General features: G+C 51.8%; 17 protein-coding genes. 7 read left to right on the top strand and 10 right to left on the bottom strand.

What is annotated here, in order from left to right; genetic code table 11:
- Window positions 1–164 precede the first annotated feature (164 nt).
- From CVV30_01530 to CVV30_01520, 3 genes are all read left to right on the top strand, one after another.
- Complete coding sequence (locus tag CVV30_01530; protein PKL70078.1) at window positions 165–788, top strand: hypothetical protein; 624 nt, start codon at window positions 165–167, stop codon at window positions 786–788.
- Window positions 789–861: 73 nt separating this feature from the next.
- Complete coding sequence (locus CVV30_01525) at window positions 862–1,299, top strand: hypothetical protein (protein ID PKL70077.1); 438 nt, start codon at window positions 862–864, stop codon at window positions 1,297–1,299.
- Between the two features lie 268 nt (window positions 1,300–1,567).
- A complete protein-coding gene (locus CVV30_01520; GenBank protein ID PKL70076.1) occupies window positions 1,568–2,878 on the top strand; it encodes a hypothetical protein in 1,311 nt (436 codons plus the stop codon).
- 23 nt (window positions 2,879–2,901) lie between these two features.
- Here CVV30_01520 and CVV30_01515 read toward each other — a convergent pair whose 3' ends face one another.
- The 6 genes from CVV30_01515 to CVV30_01490 form a co-directional block, all read right to left on the bottom strand.
- Window positions 2,902–3,246, bottom strand: coding sequence for a hypothetical protein (locus tag CVV30_01515; protein PKL70075.1), 345 nt, complete (start codon window positions 3,244–3,246; stop codon window positions 2,902–2,904).
- 1 nt (window position 3,247) lies between these two features.
- Window positions 3,248–4,168, bottom strand: coding sequence for a hypothetical protein (locus CVV30_01510; protein ID PKL70074.1), 921 nt, complete (start codon window positions 4,166–4,168; stop codon window positions 3,248–3,250).
- Window positions 4,165–5,067, bottom strand: a complete 903-nt coding sequence (locus tag CVV30_01505) for a hypothetical protein (protein PKL70073.1) — start codon at window positions 5,065–5,067, stop codon at window positions 4,165–4,167. Before CVV30_01505 ends, CVV30_01510 begins: the two co-directional genes overlap by 4 nt.
- Before the next feature lie 71 nt (window positions 5,068–5,138).
- Window positions 5,139–5,594 (bottom strand): hypothetical protein, encoded by a 456-nt coding sequence (locus CVV30_01500; GenBank protein PKL70072.1) that lies wholly within the window; start codon window positions 5,592–5,594, stop codon window positions 5,139–5,141.
- Window positions 5,595–5,752: 158 nt separating this feature from the next.
- Window positions 5,753–6,061 (bottom strand): hypothetical protein, encoded by a 309-nt coding sequence (locus tag CVV30_01495; GenBank protein PKL70071.1) that lies wholly within the window; start codon window positions 6,059–6,061, stop codon window positions 5,753–5,755.
- 3 nt (window positions 6,062–6,064) lie between these two features.
- Window positions 6,065–6,964, bottom strand: a complete 900-nt coding sequence (locus CVV30_01490; GenBank protein ID PKL70070.1) for an ATP-binding protein — start codon at window positions 6,962–6,964, stop codon at window positions 6,065–6,067.
- Between the two features lie 290 nt (window positions 6,965–7,254).
- On the opposite strand from CVV30_01490, the gene CVV30_01485 reads away from it, so the two are divergent.
- The 3 genes from CVV30_01485 to CVV30_01475 all read left to right on the top strand — a co-directional run bounded on the left by CVV30_01485 (window position 7,255) and on the right by CVV30_01475 (window position 9,568).
- Complete coding sequence (locus CVV30_01485; protein ID PKL70069.1) at window positions 7,255–7,707, top strand: YbhB/YbcL family Raf kinase inhibitor-like protein; 453 nt, start codon at window positions 7,255–7,257, stop codon at window positions 7,705–7,707.
- A 149-nt stretch (window positions 7,708–7,856) separates the two neighbouring features.
- Window positions 7,857–8,321 (top strand): YbhB/YbcL family Raf kinase inhibitor-like protein, encoded by a 465-nt coding sequence (locus CVV30_01480; protein PKL70928.1) that lies wholly within the window; start codon window positions 7,857–7,859, stop codon window positions 8,319–8,321.
- A 59-nt stretch (window positions 8,322–8,380) separates the two neighbouring features.
- Complete coding sequence (locus CVV30_01475; protein ID PKL70068.1) at window positions 8,381–9,568, top strand: phosphohydrolase; 1,188 nt, start codon at window positions 8,381–8,383, stop codon at window positions 9,566–9,568.
- Between the two features lie 15 nt (window positions 9,569–9,583).
- Here the strand turns inward: CVV30_01475 and CVV30_01470 are convergent, their stop codons facing one another.
- From CVV30_01470 to CVV30_01460, 3 genes are all read right to left on the bottom strand, one after another.
- Window positions 9,584–9,775 (bottom strand): hypothetical protein, encoded by a 192-nt coding sequence (locus CVV30_01470; protein ID PKL70067.1) that lies wholly within the window; start codon window positions 9,773–9,775, stop codon window positions 9,584–9,586.
- Between the two features lie 45 nt (window positions 9,776–9,820).
- On the bottom strand, window positions 9,821–11,914 hold the full coding sequence (locus CVV30_01465; protein ID PKL70066.1) for a protein kinase: 2,094 nt from the start codon (window positions 11,912–11,914) through the stop codon (window positions 9,821–9,823).
- Between the two features lie 89 nt (window positions 11,915–12,003).
- On the bottom strand, window positions 12,004–12,789 hold the full coding sequence (locus CVV30_01460; GenBank protein ID PKL70065.1) for a hypothetical protein: 786 nt from the start codon (window positions 12,787–12,789) through the stop codon (window positions 12,004–12,006).
- A gap of 253 nt (window positions 12,790–13,042) precedes the next feature.
- Here CVV30_01460 and CVV30_01455 point away from each other — a divergent pair, with 253 nt between their 5' ends.
- A complete protein-coding gene (locus CVV30_01455; GenBank protein PKL70064.1) occupies window positions 13,043–13,270 on the top strand; it encodes a hypothetical protein in 228 nt (75 codons plus the stop codon).
- 301 nt (window positions 13,271–13,571) lie between these two features.
- On the opposite strand, the gene CVV30_01450 is transcribed toward CVV30_01455, so the two are convergent.
- Complete coding sequence (locus tag CVV30_01450; GenBank protein ID PKL70063.1) at window positions 13,572–14,528, bottom strand: hypothetical protein; 957 nt, start codon at window positions 14,526–14,528, stop codon at window positions 13,572–13,574.
- Window positions 14,529–14,672: the final 144 nt, after the last annotated feature.

Below are 14,672 nucleotides of genomic sequence, written 5' to 3'. Positions count from 1 at the left end.
CCGTGCACCGGGGGTCTTACGAATTTTTCTTTGAACGTTCCATGAGGGCAACCTGTTCACGGACAAGCTACGGATCGGAAAAGTCATCCGGAACAGAGAACAGACGAACCAAAACGAAAGAGATAATGCCCGTCCCCGTCACATCTCGTTAAGGAACGAACATCATGGCAATAAACGAGCCGATCAGCAAGGTCAATCTCGAGCGTATCACCAACGGCATCTTTGCTTTTACGATGACCCTGCTGGCACGCAATATCCTGATGCCTGACTCAGGAACGATCACCAACATGGGGACCTTTGTAACTTTTTTTGGTAAATCGGTTTCAACGGTCATCGACTTTGTGGGAATATTCATCCTTCTCGCCATGTTCTGGATGCTCTTCTTCCAGATGTTCCACCGGATGAAGACCTATGATTACCATTTTCTCCATGTCCACATGCTCGCACTGATGGCCATCGTCATGCTCCCGTTCACCTCCGCATTCACCGCATTAAGCGAGAATTTTCCCTTTGCCGATCTCTTCTTCCAGTGCAATTACCTGATGCTCAGCGTGATTCTCGCGTATTTATGGCATTATGCCCGGTCAAGACCCGAACTGCTGGATCCCGGGCTTACGGCAACGGATTCACAGTTTCTTTTCCACAAGTGTTTAGTCCCTCCGGCAGTGGCGATTATCGGGATCATTATGGTACTATTGGGGGACCAGTACCTGGATCTCCTCTATTTCCTTCCGTTCATTATCATCGGTGTTTTTTTCAGGAATCCGCCCGCAGAACCTGCGAAATGAAGAAATACCCCTTTTTACGCAAAATCCGCGCAACCACAAACATCTTCTGCTTTTCCTCCGGAACAGATCCTGAGTGAGGTTTGTGTACATGAAAGAAGGGAAACGCTATGCTGCAATCCTTATCGCAATGCTGGCAACAGTCGGGATCTTATGCATGCCCGCAGTCCCTGCAGCGGAAATTCAGGGACAAATGATGGATGAGAATTCCCCGTCACTGGATTATTCGCTGCATAACGGAACACTGCCCAACGCGTCCATGCAGGAGAGGTACGGAGCGAACCCGACCCCTGTTACAATCTATCACTTTGAACTCGAAGATACCTCCATGCCCGGCCCGCGGGAGATGGCGTTTGGGCCGAGACTGATTGCTCTTGCCATGGATCCCATGCTCATCGCGGTGTTGATCGCAGGTTGTGCAATCATTGCCGGTGCATGGTACCTGTTGCCGCGAAGGAAAGAGGATAAGGAACAGGAGAAAGAGGAAGAACCACCCGGGAAAGATTCCCTTTAAAACATCCAAAAACCCGCGGCAGAAAATACCGTATGGCGAAATCGGATTCGATACGGGTTCACGCGTATCGTGAGCCGTTTGCCTTTGCTGCAATGATTCAACCCGTAAATTATCATTACCGGGCGGGTTTGCTTCATACCAGAAACAGCAGAACAGTCCGGGTCTTAAGAGGCGGTTCTTAATGCAGGGATCCTGCGATCGTCAACCGGCTGTCTTTTTTTACCCTTGCAGATTATATACTAACAGATAATCATACGAGGCAGCAGCAGTGACCACCCGTCCCGATGACTCCAATGCACCGTACCTTCCCCAAAGGTACCGGCAGCAGGTACTGGCAAAGAAGCAGCGCCGGGTTTACAAAAAACTGGTGATGGTCAGTATCGTGATCGTGGTTTTTATTGTCGCCTGTTTCCTGCTCATCAGCATGCTTTCGGGCACTGCTCCCTCCGCTCCTTCCAGTCCTCCGGAAACCACCGTAACCCCCATCCCGACTACAGGAGAGCAAACCCCTGCTCCCGAAGTGAAAGTCACGGTCGCAGCCACCCCAAGTTTTGTTACGAGAACCGGTATTTCCGTCCTGCACACCTCTTCTGTTCTCCCGCTGGACAATGCGGTATCATTCCTCCGGGAAGACTATCCTGAGAAAACCTACCGGCTTATCAGTGCTAATCTCACGGACCGGTATACCGGTCACCTGCTCTACGAGTTTGTGATCCAGCCTGCTGAAGATCCGCAGGGAGAAGCGGTCACGGTGTTTGAAGATGCGGTGAGTGGCGATCCCTATACCCCGGGGCAGGAACAGGCACGCATCACGGCAGGTGAGGCACAGGATCGGGCACGGGGAGCATTTTCCTCAGTCCAGCCGGACCGGGTGAGAGTGCGGTACAGCGCCGGTACTGATGCGGACGGGACATGGAATTTTGTGCTGGTAAAAGGTTCAAGCCCGATGGTTACCGGTACGATGGATGCCGGCACAGGACTGATCACATCGTTTACCCGCACACTCCAGAAACCGGGAAGACCGGCAGAACCAGTGCTCGACCTGCCGGCTGCCCAGAAAATTGCAGACCGGTATATCTCCGACAGGAACGGCCCGGTTGCGGTCAACATGAGCAATGGCAGGTATTTCCCTCTGGGTTCCCCTTCAGATCCCGTTGCCGGCCAGTACATTCTTGTTTTCAACCGGATGGTGAGCGGGATCCCCTGCGATACGGAAGGTTTTGTCGTTGGTGTCGATGCGGCTAATGGTGAGATTACCGCATACGAACGGAACTGGAACACACCGGAGATTGCCTTTTCCGTGATCTCTGAACAACGGGTACTCAAGCGTGAAGCAACCTATACCGTACTCAAAAAGGCACAGGAAACCTTCCCTGAATCGGTGAGCGGGCTTCGTATCATATCTGCAGAAATGCGGTGGAAAGACCAGCCTCCATCAGACCGGCCAAGCAGCATCCCGCTCACGTGGAAAGTGGTTTTCGACGATGATATTATCCGGGCAAACCGTTCTGCACAACCGGCTGTCGCATGGGTGGATGTGCAGTCAGGCAGTATCCTGGATTTTGATTACCGGCATTAAAAACGTGCCGGTCCGTCCTTTTTTTACAGAAGATACAACCCCAGCAGGAAAGATGCTGCGTTCATGAAAAATGAGCACGTGATTGCCACTCTGCCGCTGAGCCCCAGCAACCGGTAGAGTATGAGGGCTTCCATAAGAAACACCAGCATCTCACCGATAAGGGGATAGTACGCCGCATCCACGTACGGCGGCAGGACGAACCAGAGATACGGGAGGGTGAGGGCGGTGCAGAGCGCTCCGATGCCGATGATTCTTGCCAGTGGCAGGGTCTTGTTCCGGAAGACGAACCGGATGAGCACTATCAGTACCGGGATCTCAATTACCCATGTCGTGATAAGTGCAAGGAGGAACCGGGTTTCATAGAGCATGCTAACAGGAGACTCCGATTAAGTTCAGGATGCCGCAGTACAGGGATTCAACGGGGGATCGGTCAGGTAATGGCAGTCCCCTGTCACCGTCAATGAAAACCGAAGGCTGGGTATCCTCCGCGGGAGCAAAACCAAGAGAATTGTTACCCGGCGCTGTTGACGGCAGGGCGATCCTGATTGAGCAGAAATTGCCGATCAGGTTCCCCTGTGGATCCTTTTTTAGTATCGAGGGATCTACGGGCTGGAGTGGATGATCTGTCCCACAATCCCTGCCCTCCTTCTCCATCTGCGAGATACAGGTAAAATACGCATTTGTCCGAATCCAGTACGTCCCATTATTGGCAAACCACGATTGGCCCGTAGAATTTTCGATCTCCGCCCAGGTAACTGGAGTAATATACTTTCCACAGACTTCTTTTTTCATCTGCTCTTTTACTTTCAGGCAGCTATGGTATTCAGCGGGATACCTGTAGTAGGTGTCATTCACTATCGCATCAAACTGCAAATCGTAGGTACAATCCGGCAGGGGGTTTGCCGAGAAATTCGGGAGAGCAAAAGGTGTTCCATTCACCGTACCAGCCATGTCGCACCACGTGATGTGACGATGGTTTAGGTAAAACGGCTGGTAGATCACGCAGCCGTACTGAGGGCACGAGGCAAAATAAGAAAAAACCATTGCAGCATTAGGGAAGTCGCGTTCCCCATATGCAGGATCGGGCCTGCAGGCATAATCTTTGCACATATAACCGTAACAGCTGACATTCCACGAAAATGGACCGGTAACGGGTTTGCCATCCTGTTCGAGGTATACCGTAGTTTTTGTAGGAATATAACCATCCGCATTTACCGTGGGGATAACAAGTATCACGATGAATACGAGAATGATTGCGATCACGGAGTTCCTGAAAAAAATACTCTTCATTCGCACCTGATGCCAAAGAGCTGCAGGATGCCGCAGTACAGGGATTCGACGGGGCTGATTTCGTGGGCGGTTGCAGTTGCGGGTATACCGTACGTAATATTCGGGATCTGATGGTCCTGAGGCGGAGCTAAAGTGGCTGAAGGAATCGCAAACCGCAGTTCACATGCCCGCTGTGCAGGATACTCCTTACCGGAATCAGTATCCTTCCACATGAGCATTGTTGAGGGATCGATTTTTTTCAGAAACTGATCGCAATCCATTCTTTCACGTTCAACAGTATCCGTGCATGCGCTATAAGCGGGTGTTTTTTTAACGTTCTTTCCATCAACAATCCAGATTTTGCATTCGTCATCGTTTCCCGGTTCACAAGACACAAGGTACTGATCGCAACGATCCCGGTGACTCCGTGTTTCGGTAACACAGTCATCAAATTCGGGGGTGCCATTGTAATAGCCTCCATTTCTTCCGCCACCCTGCATAAACTGGTGAAGGTCGGTGCAGTTGGGAACCGGGGAAAGCGAGAAATTCCGGATTGAGAAATCGAACCCGGCAGTCTGACCCTTAACATCGCAATGATCCACATAGAGCCGTCCCGCATGGTAGTAGGGCTCGTAGATGGTGCATCCATATGACGGGCAGGAAGCTGAGTATGAATAGACAAGTTCCGAGGAATGGTTTACTTTTGCAATACGATCTTCCGGGGCAGATCCATCCCACATTTTCCACGCATAACCATAACAATCGACCGTGAAGTGTACACTTTCATTAAACGGCATGCCATCTTTCTCAAAAAATACATGAGTGATTGTCGGTTGGATCTCATCGGCAAGGACAAAACCTGAACAAAAAAGCAGCACCAGAATACTGATACAGCAAATCCGGCATCCGGATAATTTCATAGAGAGGATAAAATTTATGTTAATTTATGAGTTTGTATTTGAATTAAAAAAGTAAAAAAACAGGAGCAAATTCAGCACTTATCGCAGACGTACTCGACTGCAATTGCTGCCTTGCGCATGTCGCCTTTGATCTGCTTCTTCCCGCCCTTAAAGAAGAGTTTTTTACAGTTCGCACAATATTTGGGGCGGAACGAGTCCCACCGGCTCATGGGAATCTCAAGAGTGAAACCGGTCTTGTTCCAGTCTTCAGGAGGTTTCTCTGCGTTCTGCTCGTAGACTGCGACAAACTCCATGATCTGATGGGGGGGCACTCCCAGGTCAACGAATTTTTTGAAGACAAAGTAGTTGAAGATCAGCCACGAGAGATCCGAGCGATCGAGGAGGCCTTCATACTCCCCGAATGCCTCATCGAATTCCTCTAACGAGCAGCCGCAGAGCGGGCATTTGCCCCCCACGAGCTCATCGAGAAAAACCTCTTCCTGGCACCCCGGACAGGTCGTGTGCGGGGATTGCATGCGTGATGTCATTGTATTCTCCCAAGGTGTAATGTATTGATAATCATAGGTGCTGGGACCAAACCCAATGCAACGGGTTTGAAGTAGTACTAGTGTTTCGCGGGAGTGCACATATAGGTATCACCAGTGCATGTACACCCCGATAAGAGCATTGTGGTCGGGGTAAAAAATTACTCGGATGGGATCTCTTCCCGCTCCATGATCAGCGTGCCGTACACCACTTTTTCGAGCACCTGCGCGACATACTTGATATGCATGCCCTTCTCCAGGTCCTCGTTCCGGTGAATATCCGCATAGATCTGGAGTCGTATGAGGGAGAACCGGAACCGGTCGAGAGTATCGTCATCCATGATCATTGCTTCGCGGTAGATCGGTTCGATCAGATCGGGAAATACCAGCGGGTTCTCAAGGCAGGCAATAATTCCCGTGTAGATCGGGAGCGGCTTTTCCTTTCCGGTGAGAACCCGCAGGTAGTCCATTTCTTATCCCTCGACAACGCTGATGAGCGATTCCATGACCTTGTCCACAGCCGTCCATGTCGGGCTGTCACCGGTGCCCCGCTTGATGATGAACGGGCGGCCTTCGTCGCCGGCCTTGCGCATCTCGATATCGATCGGGATTGCCCCGAGGAATGGCACCTTGAGTTCTTCGGCAATCTTTTTACCGCCGCCCTTGCCGAAGATATCGATCTCCCCGCCACAGTGGGGGCAGAGCATCCCGCTCATGTTCTCGATAATACCGATGACCGGAAGCCCCAGTTTCTCGATAAACTTAGCCGATTTCCTTGCATCCATGGTTGCTACATCCTGCGGCGTAGTCACGATGACTGCGCCCCGCACGTTCGGTGCAAGCTGGGCAAGGGTGAGCGCCTCATCCCCGGTTCCCGGGGGGAGATCGACGACAAGATAGTCAAGCGGACCCCAGTTCACTTCACCAAGGAACTGCTGGATTGCAGCCATCTTCATCGGGCCTCGCCAGATGATGGGTGTGCTCGTATCGGGCAGCAGGAACGCCATTGAGAGAACCGATAACATACCGGTGACATGAACCGGCTCGATCCGGTTTCCGGCCATCGCCAGCTTGTGATCCTCGATGCCCAGCATCTTGGGGACATTGGGGCCGTGCATATCGAGGTCGAGCAGACCTACTTTTTTACCGTGGTTCGAGAGGGCGTATGCGAGATTCACTGAAACTGTTGATTTTCCTACGCCACCCTTCCCACTCAGCACCATGATGACGTGCTTGACGTCCATGGTTGCTTTTGGCGGGAGGCCGGCCTGTTTCTTATTTGCCGATGAACAGGAAGATGCAGTCGCGCAGCTGGAGCATTCGCTTTTGCACTCTTCGTCTGCCTTTTGTGATTGGGTATTGTTTGTTGCCATGGTATCCCTTAGAAAAATTCTGGTCGTTGTACTCGTACCAGTTGTCACCCTTAGAAAATAAAGATGTGGAAACTGTCCCTTTCAACGGATGGAGAAAGACGCAGAAGAAAAGACGTGTTCGGATAAAAGAGACCTGTGCCTCATTATTGTCCACTTGCCGGACGAAAGGAAGAGAACTACCCGGTATCGTTCAAGATACGATCGGCTATCCCTGTTCCGGCATGAGTGCATAGGTCACACCAGCTCGCAAATCCATACTTTTAATATACTCCGGTTATCTTGGTTTAGTTATGGAGCCGCTTACAGTTTCTCTGGATTTCCTCGAGTTTCCGCCCACATACACCTGCGATGGCGAAAACATCTCCCCGCGTATCAGGCTCAAGGGACTTGTCGCGGCATCCATAGCCATCATGGTCTTTAACCCGTTCGAGAAATCCTGCTGTTCATTTACCCCCTGGATCTGCTGGAATATCCCCTCGGTACCGCTGATTCCTGCAGGTATCCCGAAAGAAGGTGTCACAACCGTACCGATCTCCGCGATCCAGGGCATAACAGACTACGGGACTATCGGGTATACCGGTCCCTGCCCCCCTGCCGGGGAGATGATCCGGTACCAGTTCAAGGTGTACGGGCTGGACGCCATGCTGGATCTCAAAGCCGGTTCCAATAAGCACGAACTTGTCCAGGCCATGAAAGGCCATGTGCTCCAGTTCGCCGAGACCGTCGCGATCTGCTCACGGTAAGCACCCTGCAGGATCGCCGGGTAATACAACCAAAACCCGCGGGCTGCCGCAATGCATGAACATATCACCCGGTATGGTGAGACTAAAAACATACCGGTCCGGGGCAGGAATTAAAAAAACCAACCTGGAAATAAAAAATGGAGACAAGGATTATGGAAGCACTCACCGTAAAAATTTCGGTAAAAGTTCTCCCGAACAATTACACCTGTGACGGAGAGGACATCTCGCCAGAGATCGATGTTGGCGGCGTGAACACGGCCATCTCGAAATCGCTGGCAATCATCGTCAATGACCCGGATGCCCCCGGTGGTGGCGGTTTTGTCCACTGGATTGCCTGGAACGTGGAACTGGTAAAGATGATCCCGGAAAAGATCCCCAACACTCCCGAAGTCACCTTTCCCCTCACGGCCCTCCAGGGATTGAACAGTTTCGGCAACATCGGTTACAATGGCCCCTGCCCGCCACGAGGAAAGACGCACCGGTATTTCTTTAAAATATACGGGCTGGACAGCCAGCTCTCCCTTCCCGCAGGATCGACTAAAGACCAGCTGGTAAAAGCCATGGAAGGGCACGTTGTCCAGTACGGGGAGACTTACGTAACCTACGGGAGATAGGCAATCCGGCTCATCAGTGCGTCAGGATTAATACATCCCGGCACAGACAGACAAGCAACATGAAAAAACGGGACAGGGTGCGGTCTTTGGAGACGGGTCTTGATTCCGCTATCCGCACGGTTGCAGGAAAACACGAGGCCCTTTTATCTCCCCTTGCTGCCACCAGCGCAGATGCAACACGCCGTCACAACAGGGCTGCTGAAGATATCCGCACCCCGTACTCCCGCGATGCCGATCGCATCATCCACACGCGGGCATACACGCGATACATCGACAAGACACAGGTCTTTTACCTGGTAGAAAACGATCATATCACCCACCGGGTCATCCATGTCCAGCTCGTATCGAAGATCGCCCGGACGATCGGGCGGTGCCTGCGGCTGAACGAGGATCTCATCGAAGCAATCGCGCTCGGCCATGATATCGGCCACATCCCGTACGGCCACTTTGGCGAGACCTGCCTCTCCTCACTCTGCAAGCAGTACTGCATAGGGAAATTTTTCCACAATGTGCAGAGCGTGCAGTTCCTTGACCGGATCGAGGACCAGGACCTGACCATGCAGGTGCTCGATGGCGTGCTCTGCCATAATGGCGAGGCAGATGATGTCCGGATTACCCCGGCACCCTGCCGGAGCTGGGCTGCATTTGACAAAAAAGTGCAGGACAATGCCTACGGCAGGCGCAGCGGTGCTGCCATGACGCTTGAAGGCTGCGTGGTCAAGTTTGCTGACACGATTGCCTATATCGGGCGGGACATCCAGGATGCAAAAGAGATCGGGCTGATCGATGATTCGATGCCATTACCGGAAGACTGCACAGCGGTCCTCGGAAATACCAACCGCGAGATCATCAATACGCTGATCTATGACCTGCTGGAAAACAGCGACAGCGAAGAAAAAGGATATATCGCGTACAGCCGGGAAGTCGAGAAGGCACTGATCGGGCTCCGCACGTTCAGCAGGAAAAATATCTACAACAATGAAAAACTCACCAGAGAACGGCCAAAGATTGAACGGATGTATGCCACCCTGTTCGAGACCTATTTAAATGACCTGGAATCGGGGCGCAGGGACACCAAAATCGTATCGGACTTTATCGAGACCGGCTGGACCAGTCCGCGGTACTTAGAGGCCGCCACCAATGCCGAACTCGTGCGGGACTTTATTGCGGGTATGACCGATCGCTACTTTGCAAAACGGTTTGAAGATTGTGTAATTCCGCGACGGACCGATGCAAAATTTTCCTGATACAAAAGCCGGGGATCAATCGTACTTGCTCTTGGGCTTTTCCCACCCGGTAAATCCGCAGTAAATACACCCGGCACCCTCGCAGTGATGACACCTGCACTTGGGAGCCGTGACTAAGACCGAGCCGGTTTTATTGCAGACCGTGCACCCGAATCCTTCACAGCTCGCACACAGCGCAGGTTCGTAGATCGGATTTTCGTCAGTCATGTAATCACCAGCTCCTCTTTCAGGGAAAGGTTACAGATCATCAGTTCACTCATCATCCTCATCGAGATACCGGGAAAGGGCATCAAGCAGTTCTGCTGCCGACTGGAACCGATCAGCGGGATCTTTCTCAAGGCATTTGAGGATAATCTTTTCAACAGCCGCTGAATCTTCTTCGTAATCCGATGGCGGGAGGGGTTTCTCACGCAGGATCGCATTTCCCACTTCAACAATACTTTCGCCACCAAACGGTATCGAGCCGGTGGCCATCTCGTAGAAGACCACCCCGAGCTGGTAGATATCGGTCCGCTCATCGGTCCGGCCGAACTCCGAAGGAGATACCTGTTCCGGGGCAGCATACGAGAGCGAGAACCCGGCAATGCTGGATTTTTTTACATCCGCAGCAAGCACCTTGCTCATTCCCCAGTCGGTGATCTTCGGCACACAATCCTCATCCAGCAGGATGTTGTGCGGCTTGATGTCGCGGTGGATGAACCCGTGTTCATGGGCATATCTCATGCCCTCGGTGATTCCCCGGAAAATATGCACTGCCTTCCAGATGGGCAGCGGCTTTTCCAGGTCCTCTAATGAGGCGGGTACAAACTCCATTTCCACGTAGGGCACGGGCAGGATATTGACCCCGAGCACTTCCACAATATTTTCGTGCCGTAAGGTTTCCCACGCTTTGATCTCGTTTAAAAACGACCTTCCCGTTACTTCGTCAAAACTTATCGGGATCTTAACTGCCACTTTCAGTCCGTCGGTCTTACGGATCGCGGAAAATACCCATGCAACACCGCCCCGCCCGACAAACGCAATATCGGTATACTTGTTTTCCAGTTCCCGGGGGAAGTAGTATTTCTGGTCGGAAACAGCCGGGTAATATTCCTCCTGTGCACTGTCATCGGGGAGGGTCGTTTCTTTCGCGGGCGTTGTTGCCGGAGCGCGGATGCTGCGGGAGATCACAGTAGCATTTGAAAGATCCTGCGCATCCGTTTCCTCAGGGGATGTGACGGGTGCGAGTGCTTTCTGTCTCCGGTACAGGAAATAACCTGCACCCGCAAGAACCACAAGGACAACGAACCCCAGTGCAAGAGTTCCCATGCCGGTCGGGAGCCCGTTCGAAGGATTTGTCACCGGTGTCGGGGTAATGGGGGAGGTGAGCGGCACGGTTGTCGTGGGAGCAACCGGTGTCGGGACTGCCGAAACCACTGGCAGGGGAACCAGTGGCGTCGGGGCCAGGGGAAGATCTTTGACCGGAACCGGTGTGATATCGGAGTAATACTCCTTTGGATCCATGAGGGGGAAGGAATCAACGATATCCTGGGTTGACTCCAGGATTCCTTTCGGGTTTCCCCCGGTCATAATAACGTACGGTGAATCCCCGATCCCATCGCCATTCTTATCCCCGCCATGGTAATCGCTCCAGTAGTTCCCCATACGGCTCTGCTCTTTCTTCCCCAGGTAGGTATACATCAGGGGAGCAGTTGTACTCCAGATCGAAGTCGCGCTCTTTGAGAGCACATTCTGGGTATTGGAAAAAGTATTCCGGAATATCCGGTTGGAAAGCGAAGATTCGTCCAGGCTGATGCCATGGGTATTTGTCGTGATGATATTGTCTTCGATCAGGTTGTTTCCTGAACCCTCCAGTACAATGCCGGTTCGCTGGTTGCGGTTGATATTATTCCCCGTTATGGTGTTTTCCCGGGCAGATACCAGGGTGATACCCTGCGCATTGTTATAGAGGGTATTTCCCCGGATCATATTCTGGTCTGAAGAGACACGAATGCCGTTTAACAGGTCACTGTTCCTGATGACAAACCCTTCAACCGTGCATCCATTGGCAAGGATCTCCACGCCATTACCCTGGCTGCCCGGATCGATAACCGGTGCTCCATTGCCGCTGTCTATGCCGATGAGCAGGATCTTCTTGTCAATACGGACTTTTCCCGGGTAAATTCCGCTTTCGACCGTTACGGTATCACCGGAAGATGACCAGTCGATCGCGTCCTGGATACGGGAAAACTCTGCACCGGATGATGCAACAGAGTGTTCACCGGCTGCTACAGTAGCAATGCAGGCAGTACATGCGATGAGAAAAATGAGGGCTATTAACCAGGATACGGAGCGGTTGCGGGTCATAAGTATGTAAAACGGGTTTCCTGCATTCTACCAGATAGTTCATCATTCTTTTGTATTCATGAGGTAATAAAAATCCTTGATTTCCCGGATCATGCACCGGGAGGGATGATAAGGACAAGTTTTACACCGGATATTCCTTTTGCGAGCTCGACAAGATCCCCGTCCCGGAGCGGGGCTCGTTTGCGATCCTCAAGCTTTTTGTTGTTCAGCTGGGTTCCACCGGTGCTCCCGCAGTCCTCGATATACCAGATGCCGTTTTCGTGGTGGAACCGCCCGTGGGGCTTGGAGACCCGGGTTACCGCAGTATACCCGTCCGCAAGCACGATATCGTTTACAGGATCGAACGAAGCCGGGTTTTCGGGATCAGTCCTGCCGATGGCAACGCTATCGGTCCGTAATATGAAGGCCTTGCCATCATCCGGGCCGCCCAGTACAATAGCGGCAGGGCAGTTTCCGAGCACCTCTTTTGAAAGGGTGCCTTTCACTTCTTCAAGCCTGCGGGAGATCTCACCCCCGATAATCTGCACCCGGGCATTGGAGAACAGGCCCAGGTTCCTGATGATTGCCTCAAGCCCGCCCGGAACAACTGAATATTCCCAGACCGGGTGAATGCCTTTTGAGGTGGGGGCACCGAGACCCGCTTCCTTTTTGATCACACCAATACCGAGCAGCTTATCGAGATGCTTCTTGGTGTTTTCGTAACTGGTCTCGATCTCATTTGAGATGGCACGGGCATCGTGGGGCTTTTTTTCCAGAAATTTTACGATCCTGAGCCGTGCGCTGCTCGACAGAACATCCAGGTAATCGGAAAGTTCCTCAAGAGAATCAGACTCTTCATGAACGATTATTGTCGGGGATTTGTCCTCAGGGTCCATTATGCTCCACCAGGGGTCCTTTCCTTTTTTGTCATAAACATTAGGTAACAGGAAGATAAGGGCATGACGGTATAAAATCTCTCTCCCTCGGTTATACCCCGAAGGTTCAATGCCTTAACCCGGGGGTTCAATGCTCGAACCGCCACAATTTGGGGAATATATACGCTCTGCTCATGACTTGGTAGATCAGGTGATGCACGACACTCAATTCGATGTGTCACCGACTCATACAAAAACAAAAAAGGAGAACTCAATGGATTCAGGCAAAATTTTTCTGGGTATCGCGCTTGTTGTTTTCTCGGCTGCAATGGTGATCAACCCTGCCAGTGCTGCCATAGGAGATCAATCGTGCCCGGCTGGATACGGGGATCTCCCCGCTACCGGTTGCGGAAACGCTGCCGGCCTGTCGCAGGATACGGGATATATCACACATCCCGCTCTGCCTCCGGTAACCAGTATCATCCCGGGAAAACAGCCATGAACTATCCAAAGAGGGACTCTTTCAATGCCACAACACCGTACGAACGATGAATGCCCCATGCACATGCACATCCCCATTCCTCCATCTGCCACCAGCAATGGCCAGCAACCCCTGCACCGACCCGAAAGGTCAGAAGCAGACCATCTCTCATCCAGAGATCCCGGACTGGTTTTCCTCACCTGCCGGGAATCATACATAGACAGCCATTCAATACTCTTTTTATAAAACTCCGTTAATGAACGGGATTTTACGGATAATAAAAAGTTAAAAAAAAGAATTTCTCTGATAAGTGATTATTCACTCAGTTTTTCCGGATCGCACCGATACAACAGACCGCACCGGCAATACCCAGTGCAACTACCGGAAGAATTCCGGATGAGGGGGACTGGGGAGTTTCCGTGGGGTAGGGTGTCGGGACGGTTATCTTTGGGGTGGGTTTCTTCGTCGTTGTAACAGGGGCGGGCGCGGTGGTGACCGGGACCGCAACTACTGGAGTCTCTGATACAGCAGGCCCTGTGGAAGGGATCGTGAGGCGCACATTGTCGATATATCCCTGTGCATAGATATTCTGCATGCCGTAATCTCCCTTTGCCCCCATATAAATACGGTTCAGGCCGCGTATGTTCTCCCCGCACTGGATGAAATAACTCCAGATATCGTTTCCGGATTGCAATTCCCTTACTTTCATGGATAGGACTTTGGAATCATCATTATAATTGACCGTAACGTGGTAGGTTTTATTGATCTCGTATTTTGCCGTGGGGCCCTTGTAGGCATCCGTTCCCATCTCCGTTGCTGCGCTCTGGCTGTTCACTTCCACCAGCTTGTTCCCGGTCGAGACCAGGTGAAGCCACATGATCTGACCATATTTTGCATTGGTAAACATTGAGATGACATTGGGGCCCTTGGACGGGTCCATCTCGGAACCGGATAAGCCCATGCGGAAGGTCGCACCGTCATCGATCCTTGTAAGGATGAGATCGTAGTCCAGCGTAAAGGATCCATCATCAAAATCAACTGGAATATACGCAAAACTTCCTGAACTGGGCTCGATGGAGAAATGATACATCGCCATGCCTGAATCCCAGTAATAATTCGAAGATGGGCCACCGGTATTGGTTATCCAGTTTGGGTTCGATCCGAAGGTAGTCTGGTAAACCGAAGTCTGGTCATCACCGGTCAGTGCCTGGATTGGCTGTACAACAAGAAGACAGCAGGCAGCAACGATAAGGGTTAAGAGGATTGTTCTGGTGTTCATGAAAGTTCTCCCTATTTGTCCCCGTATGCGGGAAAAATCCTGATACCTTTATCGGGTTACCAAAGATTTTCCTGCATACCAGCCAGCAAAGACCGGGGGATTGTTTCTTAGGTAAGTATGCAATCCACCGTTTCTTAAAAATAA

It is taken from the genome of Methanomicrobiales archaeon HGW-Methanomicrobiales-1 (genome assembly GCA_002839675.1).
Classification (GTDB): Archaea; Halobacteriota; Methanomicrobia; order Methanomicrobiales; family Methanospirillaceae; genus Methanoregula.
The sequence above is the reverse complement of the archived record's forward strand: the minus strand, read 5'-3'. Positions and strand labels throughout refer to the sequence as shown.